Annotated in this window: 10 protein-coding genes; all 10 read right to left on the minus strand. The window is 42.8% G+C overall.

Going from position 1 to position 14,919, the window contains the following annotated elements; translation table 11 throughout:
• Window positions 1-7: 7 nt before the first annotated feature.
• Window positions 8-1,891 (minus strand): TonB-dependent receptor, encoded by a 1,884-nt coding sequence (locus DWW52_RS08780; protein ID WP_118715117.1) that lies wholly within the window; start codon window positions 1,889-1,891, stop codon window positions 8-10.
• The gene (locus tag DWW52_RS08785; protein WP_118715340.1) at window positions 1,888-2,319 is read right to left on the minus strand and encodes a DUF1893 domain-containing protein; all 432 of its coding nucleotides are present in this window, start codon (window positions 2,317-2,319) and stop codon (window positions 1,888-1,890) included. The genes DWW52_RS08780 and DWW52_RS08785 overlap by 4 nt, the downstream gene beginning before the upstream one ends.
• 2 nt (window positions 2,320-2,321) lie before the next feature.
• Window positions 2,322-3,728 carry an aldo/keto reductase gene (locus DWW52_RS08790; protein WP_118715118.1) on the minus strand — a complete coding sequence of 469 codons (1,407 nt, stop codon included), beginning with the start codon at window positions 3,726-3,728 and terminating at the stop codon, window positions 2,322-2,324.
• Window positions 3,729-3,746: 18 nt separating this feature from the next.
• The gene (locus DWW52_RS08795; protein ID WP_118715119.1) at window positions 3,747-5,240 is read right to left on the minus strand and encodes a 4Fe-4S binding protein; all 1,494 of its coding nucleotides are present in this window, start codon (window positions 5,238-5,240) and stop codon (window positions 3,747-3,749) included.
• Between the two features lie 22 nt (window positions 5,241-5,262).
• Entirely contained in the window at window positions 5,263-6,255 is a 993-nt protein-coding gene (locus DWW52_RS08800) for a DUF362 domain-containing protein (RefSeq protein ID WP_118715120.1), read from the minus strand.
• A gap of 17 nt (window positions 6,256-6,272) precedes the next feature.
• Window positions 6,273-7,385 carry an MBL fold metallo-hydrolase gene (locus tag DWW52_RS08805; RefSeq protein ID WP_305036207.1) on the minus strand — a complete coding sequence of 371 codons (1,113 nt, stop codon included), beginning with the start codon at window positions 7,383-7,385 and terminating at the stop codon, window positions 6,273-6,275.
• Between the two features lie 234 nt (window positions 7,386-7,619).
• Window positions 7,620-9,101, minus strand: a complete 1,482-nt coding sequence (locus DWW52_RS08810; protein ID WP_118715122.1) for a PKD-like family lipoprotein — start codon at window positions 9,099-9,101, stop codon at window positions 7,620-7,622.
• A gap of 13 nt (window positions 9,102-9,114) precedes the next feature.
• Complete coding sequence (locus DWW52_RS08815; protein WP_118715123.1) at window positions 9,115-9,909, minus strand: DUF4843 domain-containing protein; 795 nt, start codon at window positions 9,907-9,909, stop codon at window positions 9,115-9,117.
• Window positions 9,910-9,939: 30 nt separating this feature from the next.
• Entirely contained in the window at window positions 9,940-11,448 is a 1,509-nt protein-coding gene (locus DWW52_RS08820; protein WP_118715124.1) for a RagB/SusD family nutrient uptake outer membrane protein, read from the minus strand.
• A gap of 20 nt (window positions 11,449-11,468) precedes the next feature.
• Window positions 11,469-14,804 carry a SusC/RagA family TonB-linked outer membrane protein gene (locus DWW52_RS08825; RefSeq protein WP_118715125.1) on the minus strand — a complete coding sequence of 1,112 codons (3,336 nt, stop codon included), beginning with the start codon at window positions 14,802-14,804 and terminating at the stop codon, window positions 11,469-11,471.
• Window positions 14,805-14,919: the final 115 nt, after the last annotated feature.

Here is a 14,919-nt window from a genome sequence, read left to right on the forward strand (position 1 = left end):
CTATTCATTAAAAATTTATATTCACTCCTCCCATAAACGTTGCTTTCGGCATGGGAAATCCGACATTGATCTCGTATCGTTGAGCCAACAGGTTCTCCCCTTTCACGAACAGATGAACCTGATCGCAAAGTTTATAACTGCCACTCAGATTCCACAACACGAAATCCTCTTTCGATTCATTATCTAGCGCCACGGAAGTATAAAGCCCGTTTATATACTGCACTCCCGTTGTCAGGTTCCACCTTCTTCGCGAAAAGTTCAAACCGACGTAAAGCTTGTGTTCGGGAGCTGCCAAGACGGGATTTTCCATGTGTAACCAACTATAATTGGCGTCAATGTACCCATGTGCGTTAAAGCGATACACCACATTTGTTTCGATCCCCCAGTTCTCGATCTCACCCGAATTAAGCGTTTCGCGAGTAGAACTGTTCGACACGATGATATTATCCCCGTCGATATAATAGAGATTCGCTCCATAGGACAAAGCCCCACCTAACTTGCGTTGCGAGAAAGAAAGTTCATAACTTACCAATCGTTCCGGTTTCAAATCCGGATTCGGGAAAGGAAACATATACATATCTTTAATCGTCGGGTTGCGGTATCCCTTACCTACCATCGCTTTCAGTTCCGTGCTTTCCGGCAGATGAAAAGCCAGCCCTCCCTGCGGAATCCACTCCGTGCCCACGTGAGAATGGTGATCGACACGCACCCCGGCATCCAAAGATAACCAACCGTTAATATCCTGACGGAAATCAACGTATGCCGCAAACTCATCCACCTGTTTATCCACTCCCGGACGACGCTCACCCGTGGCTACAACCCGATTCCACGACTCTCCCCCGAAATGCTGGTAATCAAACCCCACGGTCAACCGATTGCCCGTGAAAAACGTGGCACTTTGGAACCACGAGATACCCATCATCCGGTCCTTAGAATTGAAATGCGCTTCCCGTGGAGTTCCTCCCGGATGATAACCGTCATTTATCTTGTGGCGGCCCCAATTGTAAAAGAAACTCAACGCCCCGGAAGTCTTCTCGTAATGATTCTCCAATGCGAACGAGGTTACCCCGCGGGTGATTTTGGAATCGTTATCAATATAAGGATCACTTACCATTCCCGGATTGGAAGCGTTGAAATGGGTCACGCTTACATCCCCCCACACCTTCCAAGGCTCGCTAATATCATACCCCAACTTGGCATAACCACCGTATTGCTCGAACTCCATGTCGGCCCGATGTCCATCCGTGCGGTTATAAGAGCCTGTCATGATACTATTAAAACGACCTTTCTTCACCCGGTTGGAGAAATCAGACTGTAACGTGTTGTAAGAACCATAGCCTAAGTGAACATTGGTTTTCACCCCGTCCTCCCGCATTTTACGGGTCACGATATTTATGACACCTCCCATCGCGTTAGAACCGTAAAGCACGGAGGCCGGGCCTCGCAACACTTCCACCCGCTCGGCTATCATCGTCTGGTACGCATCAGCTATCGGGTGGCCCATCAACCCCATGTATTGCGGATGCCCGTCAATCAGGACCAGTACTCCCGTGGAGGAGCTTCCCCCAATACCTCGTAGACTCATACCCCCGGCTGCCCCAGTAGATACACCGTAACCCATAATACCCCGACTCGTGATAAAAAGTCCCGGAATCTGTTCGGTCAGTGTCGGCAGGATCGAAGGTCTATAATTTTGTTCCAATTGCTGCCGCTTGACCACGGAAATCGTCATCGGTAAATGACGGATATCCGTCTCGTTGCGTGTCCCGGTCACCACCACCTCCTCTATAGCATAATTCCGAGCAACACGACTCGTGTCCGTTTGTGCATGTAACACTCCGGTAAATAGAAATCCTCCGATAAGGAGGAGAAATAATACTCGCTTCTTCATTTTTTACTTGTTAGTAAAGACTTTTTCTTTGCTTCTATAAATTCCCGTACCAACGGGAGAATGTCAGTGGCCGATCCCTCCTTGTAACACATCGTTTCTAAAGGACACCAACCGGATTGATCCCGATTTTTAATATAAGGCACAACTTCGGTAGAATCGACCTTCACATCGGACTCCCGCAACAACGCCAAAGCCGGCAAACTGATCACATCCGCATGCAACTCTTTCACGCCTCCCAATATCATCAACGCAGCCGCAGCCTTACCCACCACCTTGTCGGCAATGGAAGCTCCTTTCAAGAAATCCGACTCTCGATCCAACAACTCGTAAAGATCGGCAACACCACGTTGCATAAAAATACGCACTTCCCCGTTGTCAATCACGCAGGAACATTGTTTCTCATGTAACAACCGGATTAATTCTTTCATCGTCATAAAGTTCCCTGTTTTAACTGTTCCACGAAACGGTCGATACGGTGTAATTCCCCAGGAATATTGATATTCTGCGGGCAATGGTGTACACATTGGTTGCAACCGATGCAATGATTGGCTTGACGCAAACGAGGTACACTACGATCATAACCGACCAGAAAAGCCCGACGAGCTTTACGATAATTCTCCTCCTGTACATTTTCCGGAACATTTCCCTCGTTCACGCACTTGTTATAATGTATCAAGATTGACGGTATATCAATTCCATAAGGACAAGGCATACAATATTTGCAATCATTACACGGGATGGTCGGGTAAGTCAGCATCAGCCGTGCCGTCTCCTCCAAAAACGCCTTGTCGTCCTCGGTCAGCGGAATCAATGGAGAATACGTCCGCACGTTATCTTGTAAATGCTCCATGTACGTCATGCCACTCAACACACACAACACCTTATCGTGAGAACCCGCAAAACGAAAAGCCCACGAAGCCACGCTATCATCCGGGCGACGTTGCCGCAAACGAGCCACGATATGATTGGGGACACTCGATAAACGCCCTCCCAGTAACGGCTCCATGATAATCGCCGGAATATCCCGTTTCTCCAATTCGGCGTAAAGATATTCGGCATCCGTGTTACGAGTATTCACTTCTTTCGCGTGCTTCCAATCCACGTAATTCAATTGAATCTGCACAAAATCCCACTTGAAGTCGTCATGCCGGGAAAGCAAGTAATCGAATACCTTGATATCGCCATGATAAGAGAAACCGAGATTACGGATACGCCCAGCCTCACGTTCTTTCATCAGGAAATCAAGAATCCCGTTATTGATATATCGCTCCTCAAACTCCTGCATTCCGCCTCCCATACCCACGCCGTGGAGCAACATATAGTCGAGATAATCCACTTGTAACTCCTTCAACGAATTACGATACATGGCAATAGAAGCTTCCCGGCTCCAAGTATTCCGTGAAAAGTTCGATAATTTGGTTGCTATAAAATACTTGTCGCGGGGATAACGACTGAGTGCTATCCCTGTAGCCCGTTCCGAACGTCCCTTACAATACGCGGGAGAAGTATCGAAATAGTTCACTCCATGAGCAATTGCATAATCCACCAGTTGGTTCACCATTTCCTGATCAATCTCGTCATTACTATCCCTTGCACTACTGTTGGAAATCGTCGGCCAACGCATACACCCGTAACCTAAAATAGAAACCCGATCTCCCGTTGTCGGGTTCGTGCGATAAGTCATTTCGCCAGTCAAAGCACTTCCCGATACCCCGGTTGAGGTTGCTGAAGTTCCTTTTGACCCACAACCGTACAATGCCGCCGAAGTGGCCGCAGCTCCGACGCCTAATACTTTCAAAAACTCCCGACGATCTATATTTTTCTTCTTTTGATCCATATTATTCCTCCTTATCCGTTAAATGGTTTTATGCATCAAATGTCCTTCCACGTAAATCGCACTGAACGGACGAGCCGGACAAAGATTCTCACAGGCCCCACAACCAATACAACGCTCCTCATTTACCACCGGAATTTTAGGTGCATCCGGAACATCCGGATCCGATGAAATCATCTGTATTGCTCCCGTCGGACAATGACGGGCACAATTACCACAATCCACGTCATCCGTAAGTACCACACAATTTTCCTTTATCCACACGGCATGTCCAATTTGGATGGCCGACTTATCAGCCGACGTGATCGGGAATATCGCTCCCGCCGGGCAAACCTCTGCACACTTGGTACATTCCGGCCGACAATAACCACGCTCGTAGGACATCTCGGGTTGCATCAGCTTCATCAAATCTGTAGAAGGACGCAAAACTCCATTCGAACAAACCGACACGCACAACTGGCAGGCAGTACAATGTTGGGACATATTACGGGCTCCAAGAGAACCGGGTGGAGTGATCGCCGTTGCCCGCTCCGGAACCTTTTTATCCTCGATAACAGCAAGTCCCCCGTCCACTTTCTTCTCCTGTGCTTTCAAAACAGAGGTAGTCGCCAACACGGCTGTTGTCGCCAGAAAGCCTCGACGGGCATTATTAACTTGCTCTTTTTCAACTTTCGAAGCGTCCACTTTTGCCTGACTCTTGGACGGATGCATATATTTTATCGCCCCCTTGTGACATTTTCCGATGCAATTCATACAAGCCACACAACGACTATAATCGATTTTATGCTCTTTGATATTGATACACGAAGCCTTGCAATTCCGAGCGCATAAGTTACAATTCACGCACTTGGAAGAATCAATCACCGGTTTCAGCCAAGAGAACCGGGCAACAAATCCCAGCACCGTCCCCACCGGGCAAATCGTGTTGCAATAAGTTCGTCCACCCCGCCATGCAAATACAACGATGATCACAAAAGTAACTGCGGCTATAATAAACGTCGGCAAACTCTTCATCCACACATCCACGGAATAAAACGCATAACTGTCTAACCGTTCGGCTAGCATGGCCAACAAGTTATTTCCCCATTGATAAACCGGAGCAAAAAGATTGCTGACAATACGCCCGTACGAGCTATACGGGGCCAATAAAGCCACGAACGAACCGATTCCGGCAAGGTAAGCGATCACGAAGATACCTAACACCCCGTAACGCAAACCATTCAACGCTTTCGAGTAGCGGAAACGATTCTTTTTCTGTCGCCCCGCAATCCACGACACCACATCCTGAAACACCCCCAACGGGCAAATAACCGAGCAATAAACCCGTCCGAACACGAGTGTCAAAACTAAAAGTAATAATACAACGCCAATATTCAACGCCAGCAATGCAGGCAAAAACTGAATCTTAGCCATCCAGCCAAACCACACATGAATTGTTCCCGTAAAATCCAAAAACAGTAAAGTGATCAGGATAAAGAACAAGCTAGCAAATGTTAATCTGATTTTACGCAACATAAGTTTTATGGATTATATTGATCTACTTATCCAAATCAATCAATTCGTATTTCTGAGTCCCGACACCGATAGCTTCCGCATGTTCCAAGGTATGAATACCATGACGTGATTCCATCCGTTCGATCAAATGTACCCGTCCCTCATCCGGAGACGAATAAACCAAATCCACGCAGGCTTTATCCAATGCAACCGGATCGAGCGAGGCCAGAATCCCGATATCCCCCATTTGAGGTGCCTCCGGGTGAGCGCTACAATCACAATCCACGGAAAGATTATTCATAACACTGATATATAAAATCTTATCTCCACAATGGTCTACTATCGCTTTAGCAGCCTCCGCCATGGATTCCAAAAAATCATCTTGCTCGGGAAGATTATTCCACAAATCCTCTTTCGTCTTACCTGCCGTGTGAATCCACGCTTTCCCGGTAGACGAAGCGATACCAATTGAAATATTCTTTATCGCCCCTCCAAAACCTCCCATGGCATGACCTTTAAAATGAGAGAGTACCACCGTAAAATCATAATCAAGATAATGCGAACCGACGAAATCTTCCTTTAAATGCTTGCCTCCTTTCACCGGTAGACTGACCTCCCCGTCGGCATCCATGATATCAACCTTGGCAATTGCCGTGAATCCGTGATCCTTGGCTGCTTGCAAATGCGCTTCGGTATTAGCACGTCCCCCGCCGTAAGCCGTGTTACATTCCACGATTGTCCCCTTCACCTCTTTCACCAAATCTCGGATAAGTGCAGGTTTAAGGAAGTTATTCCCTCCCGGCTCCCCCGTGCTCAATTTAACAGCCACTTTTCCACTTGCTGCACGCCCCAACGCCTTGTACACCTTCATCAACCCTTCCGGTGTGATATCTTTAGTAAAATAAACTTTTGCCTGTCCCTTCTCTCTCTCCCCACCAACTTCCCGAGAATTCTTCTTCTCGGAGGAAGAAGTACAACAAAATGCCATCACCGGCATAACTAACATGAACAAAAATAATCCCAAACTCTTTTTCATAAAATTCTGTTTTTAATTTATTCGTGAGCTTCTTTTTCTAATGGATTCAAACCGATCACCTGACCGATTACCGGAACAAACAGATTCAACGAATCTTCTTTTGCCGCTTTTATTTCATTTTCCAATGGTTCGTCCCAACGATGCCTGGCCAAAGCATACTTGGAGTGATGAACGGTAATTATCTTTTTAGCTTTCAAATCCTTGGCTGCTTGTCCTAAATAACGAGGCATCGTATGGATATATTTCCAACCCTCATTGTATTGCCCGTTCTCCAAAATCGCCAGATCAATACCGGGAAATTGTTTACCGATCCGCGCAAAATGGGAATCGTACCCGCTGTCTCCCCCGATGTAAACCTTCCGGGTGGGAGTTTCAACGAGAAACGATGCCCATAATGACTGGTTGGAAGTTAAACCGCGCCCCGAAAAATGGCGGGCCGGCAGACAATGAACCATAAAACCGGAATCCAACTTCGCATTCTCTTGCCAGTCAAGTTCAACAAGACGTTCCTTGTCGAATCCCCAATATTCGAAATGTTCCCCAACCCCTAGCGGACAAATCACCTTGCGCACCCGATCTTTCAGACGTTTCACGGTCTGGTAATCCAGATGATCCCAATGATCATGGGAAATAACGAGGTAGTCGATATCCGGCATATCTTCTGGTTTGTAAATATCCGTCCCCTTGAATGGTTTGTTGACAAAGGAAACCGGGGAAGCCATGCAAAATACCGGATCCACGAGTATCCGCTTCCCATCCAGTTGCATCAAATAAGACGAATGACCGAACCACACCATCAAATTTGAATCCCTGTCCAATTCTTTCAAATCGGTTTTAATCACCGGGATCGGCTTATCGGGTACCAGCCCGTCTTTCTTCGCGAACACGAACTCCCATAACCCTTGAAGCCGTCCTTTATCCGAGGTCATCAACGTCGTCGGGCTCAGGTTCTCGAAAGCCCCATTTTTATAGTGAGGTGAAGACTTGATTCTCTCCAACCGCTCTCCTTGCGGCAATCGCCCGAAACTCGGCTGATTCACGAACACGATCCCAACCGCGACTACCACTACCACAATCCCGATAACAATACCTAAAATCATACGTCTTCTAATATTTTTAATTAATTCCATGTTACCAATCTCCGTTTACTTGATTAATGAATCCATATCGGCTTCATATCCAATACAAAATTATACCGGATTATCCAATAAAGACGTACACAAATTACAGATATTATTACCAAAATTACTGATTACCCTAAACCGCACAAAAAGAGAGAACAAGTCTTTTCACCTGTTCCCTCTTTTTGTTTCCAAGATAAAACTCTCAGACGAAATGATTATAACTTAAACTAACATATTATTTTATTTACCATCTCCATATCCCTCCCAGCCATACGGATCCGCATTACAACTCAAAATAGACACACACTTATGAATTACGTTCTTGTACACTGTTTGTTTTTTTGTTTGCATATCAATAAAAATAACCGATCCTTTCAATTCTTCGCTACTTTTTTCATTGTATGTAGCAACAACCAATAGAGATTGCATAGCCGAACTATTTATACTCACAATTTTACCGCAATCCTCCGGAATTGTCACAAAATCCGTCAAGGTCGGTAATAGAACGGGAGAAGTATAAATCTTGTTTCCCACGGCAAAATACCAATCCTTACCTACTAATAAAGCCTTAGAATCACTATCCACACCAGCTAAAGGCAATACAACAGGAGATCCACATTTGCTCTCACCCTTGGAATATGCATAAGATACTTTTATCAAACTAATCCCATTTGAACTAGCCGTCACAATTGTCGCATCATCCCAAGGAGCCGCATACTCTGCCATCGTACCAATAATCGTATGCCCCTCAAAACTGGGACAATCTGTAATGGCTACAACTTTATCATAAGCATAAGAATCCCCCACGATACCCTCTTCCGGCACATTGGGCTGAGATTGAATTGTATAGTACTTCTGAGAAAGTTTATCAAAAACAAACATATGTGGATAACCCGCCTGACTCCAAACCGGATCACTCCAATAATAGTCTTTGTCATGTTTTGCGGGACGATAAAGTAAACCTTTATTATAACTGATAAACTTCCCCTGACTAATAAAAAATTGATTCCCTTGCCTATTTAAAGGGGCAAATTCTGGAGTAAAAACATAACCAGACTCCTGATCAACAAAACAACTCGTGTTGACAATATTATTTGGAATAAAAGTTGCATTTTCAGTTATAATAACCGGATTCTCTCCCCCTGATGTCACTGAGGTTATTGTCCAGAAATAATCCTTTAAAGCAGAAATATATCCGAATTTTCCTGCCAATGAACGAGGCATATCACCCAACTCAACACCACTTATTGAGGTCGTTTGAATAAATTTATCATTTTCATCCATCACTGAAAAATAGGAAATCACGGATGAATGATCCTCTCGTTCTGTTAACAAGTAATACCCCCAATTAAAAGGAGAAACGATATTTACCGCAAAATTTTTATAATATTTCATCCCGTTATCCTTATCAATCACCGTGTAACGACATATTTTATTTCCAAAACTCATGTCTGAAGGAGTAAGAATACCCAAATCACGTGTATCCGCTATTTTTTTCCCGTCCATCTCCCAAAGATATTCGTAATTTTCATTCTCTCCCTGAACGGAGTGTTCAAACGTAACGAGTATTTTCATACTATCGCCCACGATCTTGGTATAAGTGCCATCAATTCCCTCAATCGTCAGCTCATCTACAGGAGTATAATCATAATTTCCTTTATCTTCGGCACAACGACAGAATAAAACCCCTAGCATAACGCACAATAAATATATACTTTTCATAACGATCTCTTATTTATGGAAGTAAAACTCTAGGTTTAGAAGTATCCTCGTCCGGATAAACTTCATTATCAATAAAATATTGTTTCATAATCCGGACAAACATAAATGTTGACGGATACCAGGAAGACATGGCATAGTAAGGCATATTATCCCAGTACAGAGGCTTACCAAGACCCGGTCCGCCTATTGTCTCTACGTTCGGATCTGCTCCCAGATAATAGATTTCCTGCCATTTCACAAATTTCTCCCGACAGAAATCTCCAAAAACTCCTTGCCATTTATTCCACCAATCCGGGGGTGTCAAAATATCGGAAAAAGATATCTTGGCTGTTAATAACTTTTCGTCTCCCAGTTGGAAATTCTCGTTCGGAAGAAGTCGGAAGACAATATGACACCATTGTGAACGAATCTTCTCGGAACGAAACACTTTCACGTATAAAGTGTCACGTAAACTATCACTTTTAATCGTCAAATTCTCAATACAACTTTTGTCCCAATCCGCATCCGTAACGTTACTACTGTCAGCTACAACTTCCACCCGGTAAGTCCTTTCTTGCGAATGAGCAAGCCCCACTGTATTGATCGGAATTTTAAACACGTACGAGGTAACTGAAATATCATCCAGCGCAAAAGAGTAAGATAAACTATCCTGTCTCACGGATGTCTCTTTCCCGTATTGATTTAACACGAACGGCATATTAAAATAAATATAATTGTCCGCATTGTTGAAACGATCGATATCCTGATTACACGAGTAAAGCATCACGATCACGAAAATACTCGTGCATAGTTTCATTATTTTATTCATATCCTGATTTTTAAATAGTTATTCATTCGCTTACTTCTCGTTAGGCGAGTACTCGTACTCGGCATCCGGTATCGGAAAAATAAAATTTGCATCCAACGGGGCAATGACAACCCCTTGTTTCACATAAATCGACGCAAATAATCGTTTATAGAACAAAAACATACATCCTTCCCCGATAAACTCTTTACGCTCGTCCCGTATTAAATATTCACGCAATTCTTCCGCGCTTAACGATCCTTCCAGTTTCACCAGATTACGGGTTTCACGTACGGCATTCAAGTAGGAAAGAGCTAAATCATTATCCTTACCGATTTGTGCCTCACAAGCAATATAATAGATTTCGGGCAAACGCATAATAGGTACTTCCGGATCATAGGCTGCCGACAATCCTTGCGCCTCGGGAGCTTTTTTCAATTTCAATATCTCGTAATATCCCCCACCTTCTCGAAGTTTAAACCAATAACGCAAGCGATTGTCTGTACCTGCCCCATCGGGTGTACGTCCATATATCTCATTCAAAAATGTGGTGTACAAATTTGTGGTAATCCCGAATGAAGTTCTTGAATCTCCACTCTCTCCATCCATATAAAACGTAACATTGGTCATTTCATATAAATTGTTCGTGTAAAGAGAGAATAACATCTCGCAAGAATAATTCAAATCTTTCCAAGAATCTACTGTCGATTCAATATTCGCTTTGTCAATAAGGGTAATCGCTTTTGTCTCTTCGACCTCATCTATCACCCGTTTTGCATAGATATAAGCCTGATCCTGATTTAATCTTAACTGTTCTAATCGAGCTAATAACCCGAGAACACCATAATAATTCATCCGAGATCCCCGTCTATTAACCACCTCATTATAATCTAACCGAGACGTATTTAAATCCCCTTTTCTACCAATCGTTTTAATCGGATCATCTTTCATCAACTCCAAGGCTTTTGTCAAATCGGTATTTACTTTTGCCAAAATCTCCCTACCCGATTCAAATTTCTGCGCCACCGTATTTAATTCTGTACGATAAGCGATTGCTGGTTTATCAAGATCTGCCTCGCTCTTTATCACCGGACCGAACATTCTGAATAATTCCATGTGTGCAAACGCCCGAAGTCCATAAGCTTCACCCTCTATCAATTCCGAGTATTTAATACTACTACGATTTTTCTCAATAGATGAAATAATCAGATTACATTGAGAAATGGCAGAATAAAATCCTTTCCAAATGGCATTGAACTTCGATATTGCATTCGCATCCTTATAATCATACTGAGATAATTTGTAATAAGAATGTGAGGTATTATTAGAGATATCCCAGTATTGTGCCAGTAAATCCATCATCCCATAAGACAACTCTTTACCATACATGGATGAACTTGACAACGTGTAGTATACACCCCCGAGCGCAGAGTTATACCCTTTTTCAGACGAAAGCATGTCAGTTGCTTCCATTTGCCCCTGCGGAGTCACATCAAGCCAACTGTTACACGAAGTCAGCGAAAGCAAAATGGACAGAATAATATAATATATTTTCGATTTCATAATATAATCATTTATCAATATTAAAATCCAACATTCAAACCGAACACAAAACTACGTTGGAACGGGTAAGACAACCCTCTCTCCTCTTTAATTGTCGATAAGCGGAAAAGATCATTGGCAAAAAAACTCAAACGCAACGTGTTCACTCGATATTTCTTCAACCATTCCCTCGGGAAATCATACGAAAGAGAAAGGCTACTCAATAGAAACGTATTTTCTTTCTGCACAAAACGTGTGGAAATATACGTAGTGGTGTACTCCTTGATATTTTTATAGAGAGCATGACTTCCCGGGGTTGTCCATCGATCATTTAACACCCGTCGATCAGCGTTTTCCGCAGGATTAGCTCCTTCCACGCGCGAGGCAAGAGTTTGATTATAATAATCTGCCCCGAAACTATACTTGAATACCATATTCAGATTCCAGCCTTTCCAGAATAGATTAGTACCGATATTTCCAAACCACTTCGGTTCTGAATCTCCGCACAGAATCTTGTCATTCGCATCCCATGTATAAGAAAGAGTCCCGTCTTTCTTTACAAAAATCTCCTGACCGGTTACCGGGTCAATCCCCAACGATTTCACAGCCTTGATCGCACTCATGGATTGCCCTTCCTCGTAAACGGCTCCCGGCGTTGTTTTATTCGCATTATTCTGGTCATTAATACCTTTCAATTGATTTGATATTTTTACCAACGTATTCTCGTTATTCGCTCCCTGAAAAAACACCGCCCACTCAAGATCTTTCGAACGATCACGGATAAACACCATATTCAAGTTTAACTCGTAACCGACATTCTTAATTTCACCAAGATTAGCCGTAAAACTGTCTGACGAAAATCCCAAGGAAGGAGCAACCGTAATGGACGTCAACATTCCCTTCGTTCGTTTCCGGTAATAGTTAAACGTCATCCTAAACCGATCCTGCATCATCCCAAAATCAAGACCAATATTGGACTGACGTTGTGTTTGCCATTTCAAATCTGGATTCCCATATCCCATCAATGTTGCCGGAATCAAAGTACCATATAAACGTTCTACTTGGAACTTGTACATTGTTTTTGCCTGATAAGCCGAAAATTCCTGATTACCCGTGATTCCATAAGAATACCTTACTTTCAGCATGTTTATCAGAGAAGTTTTCGACCAAAAGCTCTCGTTATGAATATTCCATCCCCCTCCAAAAGACCAGAAAGAGGCATATTTATTATCCGCACCAAATTGAGAAGAACCATCATACCGTAAAGAACCATCAACGAAAAAGCGATTGTCATAAATGTAGTTCAAATTTCCGAAGAATCCGATCGCACGCGTCACACTCTCGCTACTCGAAGCCCTCGTATCTTCTTTGTACTGAATTGCAAATGATGGATCCGAATAACGATCATCAGGAAATCCGGTCAGCCTATAACCATTAGAACGATTATTAGACGTATTAACTTCCATTCCCAAACCTAAATAAAAAAGATGCTTTTCTGCAACCAGTTTATTGTAATTAAGCGTCACGTTAGAAGCGACTGAAATGACATTCCCGGTAGACAAACTTAATTCTCCCCGTTTTTCGATCGGAACATATTCCTGAGCCCCTGTTTCCGGATTACGTTGCTCCAATACGTACTGAGATGCAAAAGGTGAAGTATATTTCTCTGTTTCACTGTTTGACTTACTGACAGATAATTGTCCTCGCAAGCGGAAACCGTCACCCATGATCCAATCCACGCTTAATTGTTCATTAAACTCTTGAGTTTTCGTAAAATCACGACCAGGCAATTCTGCATCATATAATGGATTTGACTCTCCATTCAACAAAAGAGGAATAAGTTCTCCTTTATCATCACGCACACGCTCGTAAGGATTTAAACGTCCATAAATAGAAAAATCACCATAAGGAGAATTATAAGCTTTCGTGTAAGCGTAAGAAACATAATTCTTTATTGTCACTTTATCTTTGATCCTGTATATCAGCGAGAAACCTAGACCCATCCGATCACGTCCAGATTCTTTCATAACACCTTTTTGTTGATTATATGACGCATCAATACCGTAACGTACATTTTCCACACCACCCTCCACGTACAGGGAATGTGCATGAGAGAAAGAATTCTCAACAGGTTGAGAAAGCCAGTAAGTATCTACTCCTTCAAGAATATTCTTATACCGACTGTAATAATCCGCATCCTTTTCATAATCTTCATTCAAATCTCCCGAGTGATCATACAAGCCAGCCAAGCGCTCATACTCCAATTTCTCTTTTGCATCCATCAAATCATATCCCGTCAAGTCAGCAAATGCAATTGTCGGCTTAAAATCGTAAGTCACCCGTAACTGTCCGGCTTTAGGAGCTACGGTTTCAATGACAACCACCCCGTTGGCAGCCCGAGAACCATACAAAATTGTGGCAGAAGCATCCTTCAACAAAGTTATCGTCTCGATCCGGTTCACATCCATATCAAATATTTTCTCGGCGGAAACTTCAAATCCATCCAAAATAAACAAAGGTGAAGTAGAACCATTTTGAAAACTTCCCTTCCCCCGAATCGTGAAATCCGGTAATTTATTCGGATTCGAACCATTAACATTGTCTTCATTGATCTTAAATCCGGCATCAATCGTACTGATCGTGGTAAAAATATTACCCGTGGAAAGTTTTTGCAAGTCTTCTTTTTTTATTGTCGTTACAGTACCAGCTACTCCCTCTTTTCTCCGCTCAAAAAAGCCCGTAACCACAACATCTTCCATAGCAACAACATCTTCTTCGAGAACAATAGCAATCGAATCTGCTACTCCAAGTTGAACTTCCTTAGATTTATAACCGATAAAGGAAACAAGTAATGTTTTCATGTCCTCCGGAACTTTTAGCGTAAATTTACCATCTGCATTCGTAACCGTCCCGATGCTAGTCCCTTTAATAATCACGGTTGCCCCCAGTAAGGGATCTTGTTTTTGATCCGTCACGATTCCCCGTATATTACGAATTACTTTCTGTTGTGGCAAAACATCCTTTTGCCCGACTTGTTTACTGATAACAATTGTATTTTCATTTATTTGATAAGAAAAACCCGTATTCCTTAAACAAAAGGAAAGAACTTCGTCCACAGTGGCATCCTTGAAACTTACCGACTTCAACTTGATCTTACTTAATTGATCAGAACGATATAAAACGGCATATTCCGTTTGCGTGTCAATATATTTTAATACATCAACCAATGATATATCATTCAATACGATATCTAATTTTTTTTGCCCGTAAATACTTGCACAAAGAATCGTGTGAGTACATACCAGACAGCATGTTAATAGAAAAACAGCTACTCTTTTCCGAGTATTTGCCCTAAGTCGTCCGTAATTTTTTTTCATAAATTCAATATTAGATTAACTCATTAATAGAACGTTTATTGCGTTTCTAAAACGAGCAGGAAATCCAATCAAAACAAAAATGGTTAGAAATGAATATAAAAGAGTTAAATTATTT

Origin of the sequence: Odoribacter sp. AF15-53 (genome assembly GCF_003479425.1) — a bacterium.
GTDB lineage: Bacteria > Bacteroidota > Bacteroidia > Bacteroidales > Marinifilaceae > Butyricimonas.

What these genes read in the sequence shown, in the direction of transcription:
- DWW52_RS08810 (WP_118715122.1), bottom strand. Translation starts at nt 9,101, where the DNA reads ATGAAAAGTATATATTTATTGTGCGTTATGCTAGGGGTTTTATTCTGT.
- DWW52_RS08805 (WP_305036207.1), bottom strand. Translation starts at nt 7,385, where the DNA reads ATGGAATTAATTAAAAATATTAGAAGACGTATGATTTTAGGTATTGTT.
- DWW52_RS08790 (WP_118715118.1), bottom strand. Translation starts at nt 3,728, where the DNA reads ATGGATCAAAAGAAGAAAAATATAGATCGTCGGGAGTTTTTGAAAGTA.
- DWW52_RS08825 (WP_118715125.1), bottom strand. Translation starts at nt 14,804, where the DNA reads ATGAAAAAAAATTACGGACGACTTAGGGCAAATACTCGGAAAAGAGTA.
- DWW52_RS08800 (WP_118715120.1), bottom strand. Translation starts at nt 6,255, where the DNA reads ATGAAAAAGAGTTTGGGATTATTTTTGTTCATGTTAGTTATGCCGGTG.
- DWW52_RS08780 (WP_118715117.1), bottom strand. Translation starts at nt 1,891, where the DNA reads ATGAAGAAGCGAGTATTATTTCTCCTCCTTATCGGAGGATTTCTATTT.
- DWW52_RS08785 (WP_118715340.1), bottom strand. Translation starts at nt 2,319, where the DNA reads ATGAAAGAATTAATCCGGTTGTTACATGAGAAACAATGTTCCTGCGTG.
- DWW52_RS08795 (WP_118715119.1), bottom strand. Translation starts at nt 5,240, where the DNA reads ATGTTGCGTAAAATCAGATTAACATTTGCTAGCTTGTTCTTTATCCTG.
- DWW52_RS08820 (WP_118715124.1), bottom strand. Translation starts at nt 11,448, where the DNA reads ATGAAATCGAAAATATATTATATTATTCTGTCCATTTTGCTTTCGCTG.
- DWW52_RS08815 (WP_118715123.1), bottom strand. Translation starts at nt 9,909, where the DNA reads ATGAATAAAATAATGAAACTATGCACGAGTATTTTCGTGATCGTGATG.